Genomic DNA, 14162 nt, shown 5'->3' with positions numbered 1-14162 from the left:
CGATCTCCAACCATTCGTTCCGCTCCTGTCGATGAAGGAGCTTATCTCGCGGTCTCTACCAACAAAGAAAAGGTGGGCTGTTCGTCGCGCTCACGAAAGAACATTGCAAGCGGTTTTTCTATGCCATTCTTAGGGCCGTATTGCGCGCTATCTCGTTGGCGAACGCCACCTCCGTCATGCGGTCCTTAGACATAGCCTTGTAAATCAAGGGCGAAGGCAGGCGTTTGAATGTCGTTGGGAAAGGCAATGGGATACGCAGGATGAGCGATGCAAAGACCCGCCACACCGGAGGATGCGGCTGCGGCGCGATCCGCTACAGAATCGACGAGGCGCCCCTATGTAGCGGCATCTGCCATTGCCACACATGCCGAAAAGTTGCTTCGGCTCCAACGCTGCCGTTCGTCACCTTTCCCGTACGAACACTGGTGTATGAACAAGGAGCCCCGCGGGCTTTCGCCTCCTCGAAGGGCGTCGTGCGGACATTTTGCGGTTCATGTGGTTCCCCGCTCGGCTACCAGAATGATGCGGACCCCGGCTTGATCGACATCATGACCGTCAGCCTCGACGAGCCGGATGAGTATCACCCGACCTTTCACGTCTGGACATCCGAAAAGGTGTCCTGGGATGTCATCTGCGATGACCTGCCGGCCCATCCCAAAAGCCGTACCTAACTCGACGAGCCGCGCTGCTATTGCGGCTTGCCGTTTTTCCATAAAACGTTCTGGCCGTAGAGCGGGATGGTCGAGATCGCCATCTTCGCCGAGCCGTCGGTCAATTCGCGCGAATGCGCAAGATAGATCAATGTGTCGTTCTCTTTGTCGTAGATCCGGTTGACGACCAGCTTCTTCCAGATCAGCGACATACCTGTCTTGAACACCTCGTCGCCGCCCTTCGACAGGTCGATGTCGCCGATCTCGATCGGCCCTGTCTGCCGGCAGGCAATGGAGTTGTTCGAGGGATCCTCAAACCAGTTGCCGTTCTTTACGCGGTCGATGACGCTGCGGTCGAAATAGGTGACGTGGCAGGTCACGCCTTTCACCTGCGGGTCGGCCACCGCATCGATGATGATGTCGTTGCCGATCCAGTCAACCCCAACCTTGCCGACGACGTCGGCCGACACCGTGCCAGCGCTAAGACCGATGAGTGACGCGGTAGCAAGCGCGATATAGCTCTTTGTGGACATGACGGCTCCCTGATTGCATCAGCATCTAAGGTAAGCGCGCCAGGGGTCTTTACAAGGAAGTGCTTACGGCTTCCTGCAGGTGCAGGCCTCATATCCGTTTGACGTCAGCCGGCCCGGCTTCATGCCGATCACAGCAGGAATGGCGTTCACGGCGGCTGCCCCGACGGCCTTTGCCATCGCGATCGCCGCATGCGCGCAGACGGCGGCATCTTCGGCTGCATTGTGATGCGCAAAGCGAAGGCCGAGATGCTCGGCGATCATGTTGAGCCGGTGCGATAGGAAATGCGGCCAGATCCGCTGTGCCATCTTCAGGCTGCAGAGATAGGTCAGTTCCGGATAAGACTGCCGATAGAGATCGAGGCAGGCACGCCAGACGCTGAAATCGAAAGCTGCATTGTGCGCGATCATGGTCGCGCCCCGGAAATCGTCGTGGAACTCGTCCATCACCTCCGGAAACTCCGGCGCGTCCTCGACCTGCTCCGGCCGGATGCCGTGGATGGCGATGTTCATGCCGGAGAACCGCATCTCCTTCGGCCGGATGAGCCGCTCCTCGACGCGCGTGACCTGGCCGTCCTCTATCCATGCCAGCCCGACCGAGCAGGCGCTGCCGCGCTGTTCGTTGGCTGTCTCGAAGTCAATGGCGATAGTCTTCAACGAGGCTTCCGATTCGATTGTATCGATCTGGCATAGCCTTCCTGCCCTGTCGGCGCAAACCAGGCTGTTGACATCCGCAACCGGATTGCGAAACATGGCGAGCATGAACGGATCGATGGCCATAACGCTTACGCTGACGACCACCACCCTTGCGGGGTTGGCGGGATCGACGGTGCATTAGAAGCAGTCCGTCCAACCCCGAAACCCTGCCGAGGCGAGCAGGGTTCGGGAACCGGCTCCCCTCGCAATGACAAGGAGAGTTGTATGCAGAATAATCCAAGCAGCAGAAAAGCACCTGTCGGACTGTTGATCCGAGCGATCCGTTCGTCCGACACCGAGGCCTTGGCAGCGCTGGTCAATCTGCCGGGCTTTCGAGCCGGGACCTTGCGTCCGCCCTACCAGAGTATCGAAGAAACCCGCCGCCATGTCGAAAACAGCAATCCGGACGCGATGCGTCTGGTCGCAACCATCGACGGGCAAATCGTCGGCGACATCGGCATGACCCGCTTCCGTGGCCGTCGCAATCACGTCGCCAGCATCGGCATGGGGGTTCATGACGACTTTGCCGGCTGCGGTATCGGCAGCGCGCTGCTCGCCGCCGTCATCGACGCCGCGGACAACTGGCTGAACATTATGCGCCTGGAATTGACAGTCTACACCGACAACGAAGCCGCCCTCGCCCTCTACAGAAAGTTCGGTTTCGAAGAGGAAGGCATACTTCGTGCCTATGCCTTCCGGGCCGGCTGCTACGTCGATGCTTATGCGATGGCGCGCATCAAGCGGTAGAAGATGCTCTGAGACGAGCCGAACCGATGCCCTCACCCGCCGATCAGCGCCAGCCACTCGTCCTCGTCCATCGTCTGGACCCCGAGCTCGCGTGCCTTGTCGAGCTTCGAGCCGGCGCCCGGTCCCGCAACGACGATATCGGTCTTCTTCGACACCGAACCGGCGACCTTGGCGCCGAGGCTTTCTGCCCGCGCCTTAGCCTCGTCGCGCGAAAACTTTTCCAGCGAGCCGGTGAAAACGACGGTCTTGCCGGCGACAGGGCTGTCGGATGTCACCGCCTGTTCGGCGGGCAAGGGCCTCTTGTCGTCGAGTTCGTCGAGCAACGCCCCGATCACCTCGATATTACGCGGTTCCTTGTAGAATTCGACGATGGCGCGGGCGACAATCTCACCGATGCCTTCGATAGCGTTCAAGTCGTTCCAGGCATCGCCCGAAAGTGGTACAGCCTCCTTCATCGCTGCCTCGAAGGCGTCATAGGTGCCATAGGAGCGCGCAAGCAGTTTCGCGGTCGTCTCGCCGACATGGCGTATGCCGAGCGCATAGATGAAGCGGTGGAGCGCGATCGTGCGGCGCTCGTTGATGGCCGCGTAGAGCTTGCCGACACTGACCTTGCCGAAGCCGTCGATATTTTCGAGCTTGGTCAGTGAATCCGCCTGCCGCTTCTCCAGCGTGAAGATATCGGGCGCGGTGCGGATCTGCAGCGCCCTGTCCTCATTATCGAAGAAGAAGTCGATTTGCCTGGAGCCCAGGCCCTCGATGTCGAAGGCATTGCGCGAGACGAAATGCTTGAGATGCTCCGTCGCCTGCGCCGTGCAGATGAAGCCGCCGGTGCAGCGGGTGACCGAATCGAGCTTGCCGGTCTTCTCGTTCTTCTCACGTACTGCATGGCTGCCGCAGACTGGGCAAGTCTTTGGGAATTCGTAAGGCCTAGCATCGGCCGGACGCTTCTCCATGACGACGTCGAGCACCTGCGGGATGACATCTCCTGCCCGCTGCACGATGACCGTATCACCGATCCGGATGTCGTGTCCCACGTCGCGAATACGTTCGCCCGAATTGCCGATGCCTTCAATATAATCGGCATTGTGCAGCGTCGCATTGGTAACAACGACGCCGCCGACAGTGATCGGCGTCAGGCGTGCGACCGGCGTCAGAGCGCCGGTGCGTCCAACCTGAATGTCGATATTTTCGACCGTCGTGAAGGCCTGCTCGGCCGGGAATTTATGTGCGGTCGCCCAACGCGGGCTGCGCGAGCGGAAGCCAAGTCGGGTCTGCAGCTCAAGGCTGTCGACCTTGTAGACGACGCCGTCGATGTCGTAGTCGAGATCGGGCCGCTTCAGGCCGATCTCATCGTAATGCGCCAGGATATCGGCGACGGAGTTCAGCCGCTTCATCAGCGGATTGACGGGAAAGCCCCATTCCTTGAACTTCTGCACCATGTCGAATTGCGTCTTCGGCAAATCATTGGGCTCGGAAATCTCGCCCCAGGCGTAGGCGAAGAACTTCAGCTTGCGGCTCGCTGTCACGTTCGCATTGAGCTGTCGCAGCGAGCCAGCGGCGGTGTTGCGCGGATTGACGTAGGTCTGCTTGCCCGCCGCCTCCATCTGCTTGTTCAGCGCCAGGAAGTCGCTCTTGGCCATATAGACTTCGCCGCGCACTTCAACGACGGCCGGAACACCCCAAGGCAACTCGTTCGGGACTTCCTTGATGGTGCGGATATTCGCGGTGACGTTTTCACCCGTCGTACCGTCGCCGCGAGTCGCTGCGTTTACAAGTTTGCCGTTCTCGTAGCGGATCGACATGGAGAGGCCATCGATTTTCGGCTCTGCCGTAAAGGCAATCGACTGGTCCGGCAAGCGGCCGAGGAAACGATAGACGCTGGCCACGAAGTCCTGCACGTCCTCCTGCGAGAAGGTATTGTCGAGCGACAGCATCGGCCGCGCATGCACGACGGGTGCGAATGTGACTGAAGGCGCGGAGCCGACACGCCGCGACGGGCTGTCTTGGCGGATCAGTTCCGGAAAGCGCGCCTCGATCGCGTCGTTGCGCCGCTGCAGCGCATCATACTCGGCATCCGAAATCGCCGGGCGATCCTCGCCGTGATAGAGCTCGTCGTTGCGGGCGATCTCCTTCGCAAGCCGCTCGAGCTCGGCGGCTGCATCTTCGATCGTCAGGGCATCAACGGCTATGGTTTCGGTCGACATACGGCTCTCGCTCCACGGAATCTGGAGTCGTTTTAGAGCAAAACGCATGGATTGAAAGGGAGTGAGACGTCATCTCCGGCGCCTCTCCCCGATTCGGCGATTTTGAAATCAGCCGTTCCCGGCCAGCAGCCGGGCAGCAGCCGCCCTCGCCTCTTCCGTCACCGAGGCGCCCGCCAGCATGCGTGCGATCTCTTCGGTACGGTCGTCGGGCGCCATCGTCGCGACGCGCGTCGCAATCTTCTCGGAGCCTTCGGCGGCCGGTCCCTTTGAGATCAGCAGATGCGTCGCCGCCCGTGCTGCAACCTGCGGCGCATGCGTAACCGAGAGGACCTGAACGCGGTCGGAAAGCCGCTTCAGCCGCTGACCGATCGCGTCGGCAACCGCCCCACCAACACCGGTATCTATTTCGTCGAAGACGAGTGTCGGTGCAGAGCCGCGATCGGCGAGCGCCACCTTCAGCGCGAGCAGGAAGCGCGAAAGCTCGCCGCCGGACGCCACCTTCATGATAGAACCCGGGCGCGTGCCCGGATTGGTCTGCACGTGGAACTCGACAACGTCGATGCCCTCTGCTGTCGCATCCTCGCGATTGGTGGTGATCTCTACCATGAAACGTGCCCGCTCCAGCTTCAGTGCCGGCAGTTCTGCCATGACGGCGGCAGCCAAAGCGTCTCCGGCGTGATGACGCGTATCGGAAAGCGTGCGTGCTGCTGCATCGTAGTTCGCCTTGGCAACATCAACCTCGGCTTCGAGCTTGGCAAGCCGTTCCTCGCCGGCATCGAGATCGGCAAGATCGCTGATCATGCGAACGGCGAGCGCTGGGAGTTCGACCACCGGAACAGAGTACTTGCGCGCGGCGGCGCGCAAGGCAAACAGACGCTCCTCTACACGCTCCAGCTCCTTTGGATCGTATTCCGTCTTTCGGAGTGCCGCCTCGACTTCCATCTGGGCGTTGGAGAGCTGGTCGAGCGCAGCGTCCAGAAGCGCAACCGTATCTTCCAGCAAGCCAGGAGCCTCGTGGCTCTTGCGCTCCAGCCGGCGCACGAGCGAGGCGATATGCGGCACGGGAGAGGCATTGCCGTTGAGGAACTCTGAAGCCTCGGCGATATCGCCTGCGATGCGCTCGGCCTTCATCATCTTTTGGCGACGATCGGCGAGTTCGTCCTCCTCGCCATCCAGCGGCGAAAGCTTTTCCAGTTCCTCGACGGATGAGCGCAGATAGTCCGCCTCGCGCGTAGCATTTTCCACCTTCTCGCGCTGCTTCTTCAGCGTCCGCTCGGTATCGCGCCAGATGCGGTAAATGTTGGAAACGGTAGCAGCGTCTTCGTTTACGCCCGCAAAGGCGTCGAGCAGGATCCGGTGAGCGTGGGTGTCCACGAGCGCGCGATCATCATGCTGACCGTGAATCTCGACGAGCATCTGTCCGGCCTGGCGCATCAGCTGAACGCTGAGCGGCTGGTCGTTGACATAGGCCTTGGTGCGGCCGTCGGCGTTTTGGACACGGCGGAAGATGAGATCGCCATCATCATCGATGCCGTTTTCGCGCAGCAGCTTGCGGGCGCCGTGATCCGGGCCGACATCGAAGACAGCCGTCACCTGCCCCTTGTCTTCGCCGTGGCGAACGAGGCCTCCGTCTCCGCGGCCCCCAAGGGCCAGCGACAGGCTATCAAGCAGGATGGATTTGCCAGCACCGGTCTCACCGGTCAGCACCGAGAGGCCGGTCTCAAAGGCGAGATCCAGCCGCTCGATCAGGACGATATCGCGGATCGAAAGCTGGATCAGCATTGGCCTCAGGAACCGAGCAGGAGTTTCTTGCCTGCAGCCGCGATCCAGGAACCCGGGTTTTCACGCGGCTCCGTGCCACCGTTCTTCAAGAGCTTGAAGGAATCTGCGTACCACTGGCTGTCCGGATAATTATGGCCCAGAACGGCAGCTGCGGTTTGCGCCTCCTCGACGATGCCCATTGCGTAGTAGGCTTCGACAAGGCGCGCGAGCGCTTCTTCGATCTGGTTGGTATTCGGGTACTTCTCGACGACAGTGCGGAAGCGCGAGATCGCGGCGAGGTATTCCTTCCGCTCCATATAGTAGCGGCCGACCTGCATTTCCTTGCCGGCCATCTGGTCGCGCGCGAAGCGGATTTTCGCCTGAGCGTCGTCGACATATTCGGAATCCGGGTAGTTGTCGATAACCGCCTGCATGGCTTCGACAGTCTTGGCAGCTGCGCGCTGATCCTGCGTGACGTCCACGATCTGCTTCGAATAGGTCAGACCGATCAGATACTGCACGTAGGGGGCATCTTTCGACTTCGGATACTGCGCCATATAGCGGTTGCCCGAGGCAAGAGCGTCGTCGAGACGGCCCTGGCGATACTTGACGAAGGTGCTCATCACGAGCGCCTTGCGCGCCCATTCGGAGAACGGGTTCTCGCGATCGATGGCGTCGAACTTGCGCGCCGCTTCGGCCATGTTGCCGGCCTTCATGTTGGCGAGGCCCTGGGTATAGAGAACATCCGGCGGATCGCTCTCGACGCCGAGCTTGGTAATATCGATATCGGGGTCCGACTGGCATCCGGAAACTAAGGCACCTGCGCTCAGCACCAAGAGCGATGCGAACAAAGCGCGCGCTGTCTTCATCATACTTTCAGACCCTGCATAACCCATCGGAACAATCCCAACGCCGCCATCCCTCAACGGCAGCCACGCCTTGCTGGCGTTTCTAGCCACAAATGTGGAGCCAGAGCAACGCAATGATGATGCATTAACGCATTTTTGTGGCGATGCAGGCGATAATCGCCCGTTTTGCACCGTGAAAGCTGCACCTGTTGCCGCTAGACATCTGCGGCGAAACATCTATCGGGGAATCACCGTCAGTCTGTTCAAAATAAAGAAACCGCCTCCCGAAGGAGGCGGCCCTGGCCTAAGAGATACGATGGAGGTCATGCCGACCAGGGAGCAAATTCCGGTGCGTTGACCCGGATGAAATCCCGAGGAGCAACACGCTGGCGCGGCGCAGAGGTCTCGACCACTTCGTAGGCGGTCGGGTCGCTGAGCAACGCCTTGAGAGCATTAGCATTCATCTTGTGGCCGCCGCGATAGGAGCGATAGCAACCGATGAAAGGAGCGCCGGCGAGCGCAAGGTCGCCGACGGCATCGAGTGCCTTGTGGCGCACGAATTCGTCCTTGGCGTAGCGCAGGCCCTCGACATTGATAACGGTATTGTCGTCCGAAATGACGACCGAATTCTCAAGCGAGGAACCAAGCGCGTGGCCGGAGGCCCAAAGACGCTCGACATCCCGCATGAAACCGAAGGTACGAGCGCGCGACAGCTCGGACTTGAACGTCGCAGCCGTCATGTCGCCTTCCCACTTCTGCCGGCCGATCAGCGGGCAATCGAAATCGATCTCGACTTCAAAGCGCGTACCATCATAGGGACGGAACTCGCTCCACGAGCCACCATGCTCGATGCGAACCGGCTTGGTGATGCGGATATACCGGCGCTTCACGCCGAGCGATACCAGGCCAACCTGTTCGATCGCTTCGATGAAAGGCATCGAACTGCCGTCCATGATCGGCATTTCGGCGCCATGAACCTCGATCACGACGTTGTCGAGACCAAGCGCGTAGACGGCAGCCATGACATGCTCGATCGTCGCAACCGAGTGCGCCGGCGAGAACCCAAGAACGGTGCACAGATCCGTATTGCCGACCTGCGAAGACACAGCACGGTATTCGGAAACCTCGCCGTTCTCATGCATGCGATTGAAGACGACGCCAGTGTCAGATTCTGCCGGGTTGAAGGTAATCGAAACGTCAGCACCAGAATGAACGCCGATGCCCGAGAGCGTGATCGGACGTGATACCGTCGTTTGAAAACCCAACATGCCAATAACCATAAATTTTGCCTTTATAATCCCTGGTGACCCGCCGCGGCTAACATGCCGAACTATCTGCCAAGGTTCATTTCACTCCGTCGAAGTCTCGCCATAAAGCGCGAGAAGACGGTTTTCTTGAGCACATACATACGTGCGCCCGGGTTCCAATCCAAATCACTGTTTCTTTCGCATTGTTACGAAAGCATGCCCTTGAAATAACAGCGCAATTGCCGCCAGATTCCATCCCCTGGAACAGCAATGCCCGGGAGCGTACTCCCGGGCATCCTTGTGGCGATTCTGTCCCTGCCTCAGTTCGACTGACGGCGCAGGAATGCCGGAATTTCGAGCTGATCGTCTTCCTGCATCATGCGAGCCTGCGGGACGCTGCGGCCCTGATCGTCGAGGTTTCCGCGGCGCGGCGCATAGAGGCTGGCTTCCGGAGAAAGCGGACGGCGCTGCTGCGAGGCAGCAGCAGGAGCCGACGTCATCTCCGGCGCGACTTCCTCTTCGCGGCGGCCAAGCGAGTTGGTGATTCGCTTCAGGAGGCCCATCGGTCCACGCTCTTCATGCGCATGAGACGTGGGGGCAGGCTGCGAGCGATGGTCGATCTCTGCCTGAACCACTGGCGGGAAATCCTCCACTTTCGGCATGCGAACGGGCTGTTGGGCGGCCATTGGCTGCTGCATGACAGGCGCCTGGCTCATCGCAGGCTGCTGAACCGGCTGGCTCATGGCAGGTGCGTGAACCGGAGCCTGCTGAACCGGGGCTGGACGAATGACCGGAGCGGCTTCTGGAGCGGCAAAGATCTTGCTCTGCGGACGGAAGGTCTCCTGCATCGCCGGCTGCTGCACCGGTGATGCTGCACGTGGAGCGTGGATCTCGAGCTCGCGCTCCATTTCCGCTTCAGCCGTACGGATCGCCTGCGCGACCGGGTCGACGGGCTTTGGTGCCTGCTGCATGACAGGTGCAGGCTGAACCGCGGCCGGCGCCGGAGCGACGGCCGCGGAAGGACGGACAATCGGCTTTGCGACAGGCTGGAATGTCTTGCCGGCTGCTTCGTTGAGCGCACGGTCGATGCCGGTTGCGACGACGGAGACGCGGATGATGCCTTCGAGCGATTCGTCGAACGTCGCGCCGAGGATGATGTTCGCATCCGGATCGACTTCTTCGCGGATACGCGTTGCTGCTTCGTCGACTTCGAAGAGGGTGAGGTCGCGGCCGCCGGTGATGGAGATCAACAGGCCCTGTGCGCCCTTCATCGACGTTTCGTCGAGCAGCGGGTTGGCAATCGCAGCTTCGGCAGCCTGCATTGCGCGGCCCTGGCCCGATGCCTCGCCGGTGCCCATCATTGCGCGGCCCATTTCGCGCATGACCGAGCGAACGTCGGCGAAGTCGAGGTTGATGAGACCTTCCTTCACCATGAGGTCGGTGATGCAGGCAACACCGGAGTAGAGGACCTGGTCTGCCATCGCGAACGCGTCGGCAAAGGTCGTCTTGTCGTTGGCGATGCGGAAAAGGTTCTGGTTCGGAATGACGATGAGGGTATCGACCGACTTCTGCAGCTCCTGGATGCCGGATTCGGCTAGACGCATGCGGCGCCCGCCTTCGAAGTGGAAGGGCTTGGTCACGACGCCGACCGTCAGGATGCCCTTGTTACGGGCTGCCTGTGCAACGACTGGAGCAGCGCCAGTGCCGGTGCCGCCGCCCATGCCGGCGGTAACGAAGCACATGTGCGTTCCATTCAGGTGGTCGACGATCTCGTCGATGCACTCTTCAGCGGCTGCGCGACCGACTTCCGGCTGCGAACCAGCACCGAGCCCTTCCGTGACGTTGGCGCCGAGCTGGATAATGCGCTCTGCCTTGGTCATCGTCAGGGCCTGGGCATCCGTGTTGGCAACGACGAAGTCGACGCCCTGGAGGCCCGCGGAGATCATGTTGTTGACAGCGTTGCCACCGCCGCCGCCAACACCGAACACGGTGATACGAGGCTTAAGCTCAGTGATATCCGGCTTTTGCAGCTTGATAGTCATGTTACCGTTCCTTCTCTTTATGGCCGCATCGCCACGCCGGCCAATTCACTCAATTGTCAGAAGCTTTCTTTCAACCACTGGCCCATGCGGGCAAAGCGGCTGGTATTTCCCCCAAGCGACATGAGCAGACCGCTCTGTGACGCATGTGTTTCTTGGTCCGCGACCTGCGGATAGATCATCAGACCGACGGCGGTCGAAAAGGCTGGGCCCTTCGCTGCGGTCGGCAGGCCCGAGACGCCCATCGGACGACCGATTCTGACGTTGCGGGCAAGAATGCGGCGCGCAACTTCGGCAAGGCCGGTCAGCTGGCTGGCACCACCCGTCAGCACGACGCGCTTGCCGACGATCGGGCTGAAGCCCGAGCGCTGGATGCGATCGCGGATCAATTCCATCGTTTCCTCGATACGGGCGCTGACGATGCGCGATACCAGCGCACGCGGCACCTGCGTCGGCAGGTCGCGTTCGTCTTCGCCGATCGGCGGGATCGAGATCAGTTCGCGCTCGTCCGAGGAGTTCGGCATCGCGGAAGCATGGACGACCTTCAGGCGCTCTGCATCCTCGATGCGGGTCGAAAGACCACGGGCCAGATCAGTGGTGACGTGATGGCCACCGAGGCTGACGGCATCGGTGTGCACCAGCTTGCCCTCTGCGAAGACAGAAATCGTCGTCGTGCCGCCGCCCATGTCGATCGCCGCGCAGCCGAGCTCGACTTCATCATCGACGAGAGCGGCAAGGCCGGAGGCGTAAGGCGTCGCGACGATCCCCTCGACCGAGAGGTGCGCGCGATTGACACTGAGTTCGAGGTTCTTCAGTGCGGTGCGCTCAGCGGTGACGACGTGCATGTCGACGCCGAGAACGTCACCATACATCGACAGCGGATCGCGGATGCCGCGCTCGCCATCGAGCGAGAAGCCAGTTGCCAGCGAATGAAGGACCGCGCGATCCTGTCGAAGCGACTGCTGGCAGGCAGCGGACAGAACCTTCTTGAGGTCGTTCAGCTCCACTTCCTGACCACCGAGATCGATGGTCGCAGTGTAGATGTCGCTTGTCAGGCGACCGGCCGTGACGTTGACGATCAGGCTTTCGACGGTCAGGCCGGCCATGCGCTCGGCTGCATCGACCGCAAGCCGAATCACGCTTTCCAACGCATCCAGGTCGGAGATCGCGCCGGTCTTGATGCCGCGCGAACGCTGGTGACCAATCCCGATGATCTCAATGTTGTGCGTGCGGCCGGGCAGAACCTGACTTTCCTCGCGAGGCGTCAGGCGGCCGATCATGCAGACGACCTTCGTCGATCCGATGTCCAGCACCGAAACGACATGGGACCGCTTCGACGAAAGCGGCTTCAGGCGCGGCAATCCGAAATGGGACGAACCGAACAAGCTCATATATTTTGCCCCGCCTTCTTCAATTCCTTGGTCCGCTGATCAAGCACGAGTTGCCGGCGCGCCATCGCTTCCGGTGTCAACTCAATCGCCGTGCGGTCGGTAAGCCTCAGATCGACGGCAGCGATGTCGCGCTCCAGAAGATCCTGCTCTTTCATGAACTTCGACAGCCGCGCCAACGCCACCTCGACATCGTCTTCCGGCAGCTTCACAGCAATACCGTTGTCCATGTGCAGATCCCAGCGGCGACCCGAAACCCAGACGTAGGCCTTCACCCGCGCCTTGATCTCCGGCCACGTTGCGAATTCGGCTTCGAGCGAGGTTGCAGCAACCTCCGCACCGCGACCAACCACGAGGGGCAGCTCCGAAAACTTGTTATCGCGCAGCGGAGCGATTACCGAACCACCCTTCTCCACGAGAGAAAGCTCCTGGCCATGCTGCCAGATGGCGTAAGCCTGACGCTCTTTGAGTTTTACCTCGATCGTCTTCGGATAGATCTTGCGGACTTCGACATTCTCGACCCAGGGAAGCTTAGCGATCTTCTGACGCGCCGCATCGACATCGAGCGCCACGAGCGAGGTCGTGCCATCCAGCCCCAACAGCTGCAGGATCTCGATTTCGGAGGTCTCGGAATTGCCGGACACCTTGACGTCATCGATTGCAAATCCGGCAGCGGTCGTCGTCGCTTGCGCAACAGCGTCGGTGTGACCACCGAGCGACATGCCGTAGAGACCCGTCACAGCAAAGAAGGCCAAGGCGGAGACCGTCCCGACATGGGCCGGAATATGGATGCGACCACTGCCGAGGCTGACAAGGAAGCGCACGACACGGCGCAGCGGGCGCGGAAGAATCAGCCGACCATCACCCTCGGGATACGAAGGCTCAGCCTGATGACTTGGGCGCCCTATTCTTTTGACCGTCACCGAGAACAAGAAGCGTCCTCCACCATCCAACGGAGAAATTCACCAAACGAGTAGCCGGCATGACCAGCCATTTCGGGCACCAGGGAGGTTGGCGTCATGCCCGGCTGAGTATTGATTTCCAGCCAGATAATTTCGCCATCTTCGGAGAAGCGATCGTCGTAACGAAAGTCGGAGCGACTGACGCCACGGCAACCAATTGCTTGATGCGCCCTTAACGCCAATGATTGTATTTTTTGGTAAATATTCGGTGAAATTTCCGCCGGGATGACGTGTTTCGATCCACCGGCGACATACTTGGCGTCATAATCGTAAAAGCCGTGACCCAGCGGCACCACCTCGGTCACGCCAAGCACCTGATCCCCCATGACACCGCAAGTCAGCTCCCGACCATAGACGTAACGCTCGACAAGAACCTCTTCGCCGTAGCGCCATTCCGGAGAGCTGATAATCTGCGGTGGATGCGATTGATCCTCCTGGACGATCACCACACCGAAGCTCGAGCCCTCACGCACGGGTTTTACAACATAGGGCGGCTTCATCGGATGCTCGGCCGGAAAGGCGAATCGATTGATCACCTCGGATTGAGCAACCGGAACGCCCGCAGCAGCTGCAACGCCCTTGGCCTTCTCCTTGTCCATGGCAAGCGCCGACGCCAGCACGCCCGAATGCGTGTAGGGAACCTCAAGATACTCGAGGACGCCCTGGATCGTACCATCCTCGCCGTAGGGGCCATGCAGCGCATTAAAGACGACATCGGGTCGCAGCGCAGCAAGCTTCGCAGAGACATCGCGATCGACGTCGATCCGCGTCACCCGGAAACCCTCAGCCTCAAGGGCATCCGCGCACGCCGCCCCGGAAGAAAGGCTTACCGGCCTCTCCGAGGAAAACCCGCCCATCAGGACAGCGACATGCTTGCGACTCATCAATACCCCCAAAAAATAACCTACACACTGCGTTCCGACGCTTGCACCAAGCTTGTTTCTCGTCCGAATCCAGCTTGATGATGCAGGTGCATTAGAGCTCGATTATGGTTAACGAAGTGTTTACTTTCGTTAATTTTCACCGCGGAAAGCGGCGCTGACATGACGGCACAGAACGCAAAAGCCCTGCAGCGGCATGCCGTGCGGGT

General features: G+C 60.4%; 12 protein-coding genes. 2 read left to right on the top strand and 10 right to left on the bottom strand.

What is annotated here, in order from left to right; genetic code table 11:
• Window positions 1–260 precede the first annotated feature (260 nt).
• Entirely contained in the window at window positions 261–671 is a 411-nt protein-coding gene (locus BSG20_RS24225; RefSeq protein ID WP_072379241.1) for a GFA family protein, read from the top strand.
• Between the two features lie 17 nt (window positions 672–688).
• Here the strand turns inward: BSG20_RS24225 and BSG20_RS24220 are convergent, their stop codons facing one another.
• Window positions 689–1183 (bottom strand): CreA family protein, encoded by a 495-nt coding sequence (locus tag BSG20_RS24220; RefSeq protein WP_024313604.1) that lies wholly within the window; start codon window positions 1181–1183, stop codon window positions 689–691.
• Window positions 1184–1246: 63 nt separating this feature from the next.
• Window positions 1247–1837, bottom strand: a complete 591-nt coding sequence (locus BSG20_RS24215; protein ID WP_072379381.1) for a 3'-5' exonuclease — start codon at window positions 1835–1837, stop codon at window positions 1247–1249.
• A 264-nt stretch (window positions 1838–2101) separates the two neighbouring features.
• Here BSG20_RS24215 and BSG20_RS24210 point away from each other — a divergent pair, with 264 nt between their 5' ends.
• Window positions 2102–2623 (top strand): GNAT family N-acetyltransferase, encoded by a 522-nt coding sequence (locus tag BSG20_RS24210; RefSeq protein ID WP_072379243.1) that lies wholly within the window; start codon window positions 2102–2104, stop codon window positions 2621–2623.
• Between the two features lie 32 nt (window positions 2624–2655).
• Here the strand turns inward: BSG20_RS24210 and ligA are convergent, their stop codons facing one another.
• The 8 genes from ligA to BSG20_RS24170 form a co-directional block, all read right to left on the bottom strand.
• Window positions 2656–4827 carry an NAD-dependent DNA ligase LigA gene (ligA, locus tag BSG20_RS24205; protein WP_072379246.1) on the bottom strand — a complete coding sequence of 724 codons (2172 nt, stop codon included), beginning with the start codon at window positions 4825–4827 and terminating at the stop codon, window positions 2656–2658.
• A gap of 108 nt (window positions 4828–4935) precedes the next feature.
• The gene (gene recN / locus BSG20_RS24200; protein WP_072379248.1) at window positions 4936–6609 is read right to left on the bottom strand and encodes a DNA repair protein RecN; all 1674 of its coding nucleotides are present in this window, start codon (window positions 6607–6609) and stop codon (window positions 4936–4938) included.
• Between the two features lie 5 nt (window positions 6610–6614).
• On the bottom strand, window positions 6615–7484 hold the full coding sequence (locus BSG20_RS24195) for an outer membrane protein assembly factor BamD (RefSeq protein WP_177309877.1): 870 nt from the start codon (window positions 7482–7484) through the stop codon (window positions 6615–6617).
• Window positions 7485–7759: 275 nt separating this feature from the next.
• Window positions 7760–8716: a UDP-3-O-acyl-N-acetylglucosamine deacetylase gene (gene lpxC / locus BSG20_RS24190; protein WP_072379252.1), complete on the bottom strand. Its 957-nt coding sequence runs from the start codon at window positions 8714–8716 to the stop codon at window positions 7760–7762.
• 287 nt (window positions 8717–9003) lie between these two features.
• On the bottom strand, window positions 9004–10725 hold the full coding sequence (gene ftsZ, locus BSG20_RS24185) for a cell division protein FtsZ (RefSeq protein WP_072379253.1): 1722 nt from the start codon (window positions 10723–10725) through the stop codon (window positions 9004–9006).
• A gap of 56 nt (window positions 10726–10781) precedes the next feature.
• On the bottom strand, window positions 10782–12113 hold the full coding sequence (gene ftsA, locus BSG20_RS24180; RefSeq protein ID WP_018858330.1) for a cell division protein FtsA: 1332 nt from the start codon (window positions 12111–12113) through the stop codon (window positions 10782–10784).
• Complete coding sequence (locus tag BSG20_RS24175) at window positions 12110–13042, bottom strand: cell division protein FtsQ/DivIB (protein ID WP_072379255.1); 933 nt, start codon at window positions 13040–13042, stop codon at window positions 12110–12112. The genes ftsA and BSG20_RS24175 overlap by 4 nt, the downstream gene beginning before the upstream one ends.
• A complete protein-coding gene (locus BSG20_RS24170; protein ID WP_072379257.1) occupies window positions 13030–13956 on the bottom strand; it encodes a D-alanine--D-alanine ligase in 927 nt (308 codons plus the stop codon). Before BSG20_RS24170 ends, BSG20_RS24175 begins: the two co-directional genes overlap by 13 nt.
• Window positions 13957–14162 lie beyond the last annotated feature (206 nt).

Source organism: Rhizobium tibeticum (assembly GCF_900110205.1).
Classification (GTDB): Bacteria; Pseudomonadota; Alphaproteobacteria; order Rhizobiales; family Rhizobiaceae; genus Rhizobium; species Rhizobium tibeticum.
The sequence above is the reverse complement of the archived record's forward strand: the minus strand, read 5'-3'. Positions and strand labels throughout refer to the sequence as shown.

Bases quoted from the DNA above. Each gene is read 5' to 3' on its own strand.
- BSG20_RS24220 (WP_024313604.1), bottom strand. From the start codon at position 1,183: ATGTCCACAAAGAGCTATATCGCGCTTGCTACCGCGTCACTCATCGGT.
- BSG20_RS24170 (WP_072379257.1), bottom strand. From the start codon at position 13,956: ATGAGTCGCAAGCATGTCGCTGTCCTGATGGGCGGGTTTTCCTCGGAG.
- BSG20_RS24225 (WP_072379241.1), top strand. From the start codon at position 261: ATGAGCGATGCAAAGACCCGCCACACCGGAGGATGCGGCTGCGGCGCG.
- ligA (WP_072379246.1), bottom strand. From the start codon at position 4,827: ATGTCGACCGAAACCATAGCCGTTGATGCCCTGACGATCGAAGATGCA.
- BSG20_RS24195 (WP_177309877.1), bottom strand. From the start codon at position 7,484: ATGGGTTATGCAGGGTCTGAAAGTATGATGAAGACAGCGCGCGCTTTG.
- BSG20_RS24210 (WP_072379243.1), top strand. From the start codon at position 2,102: ATGCAGAATAATCCAAGCAGCAGAAAAGCACCTGTCGGACTGTTGATC.
- ftsA (WP_018858330.1), bottom strand. From the start codon at position 12,113: ATGAGCTTGTTCGGTTCGTCCCATTTCGGATTGCCGCGCCTGAAGCCG.
- lpxC (WP_072379252.1), bottom strand. From the start codon at position 8,716: ATGGTTATTGGCATGTTGGGTTTTCAAACGACGGTATCACGTCCGATC.
- recN (WP_072379248.1), bottom strand. From the start codon at position 6,609: ATGCTGATCCAGCTTTCGATCCGCGATATCGTCCTGATCGAGCGGCTG.
- ftsZ (WP_072379253.1), bottom strand. From the start codon at position 10,725: ATGACTATCAAGCTGCAAAAGCCGGATATCACTGAGCTTAAGCCTCGT.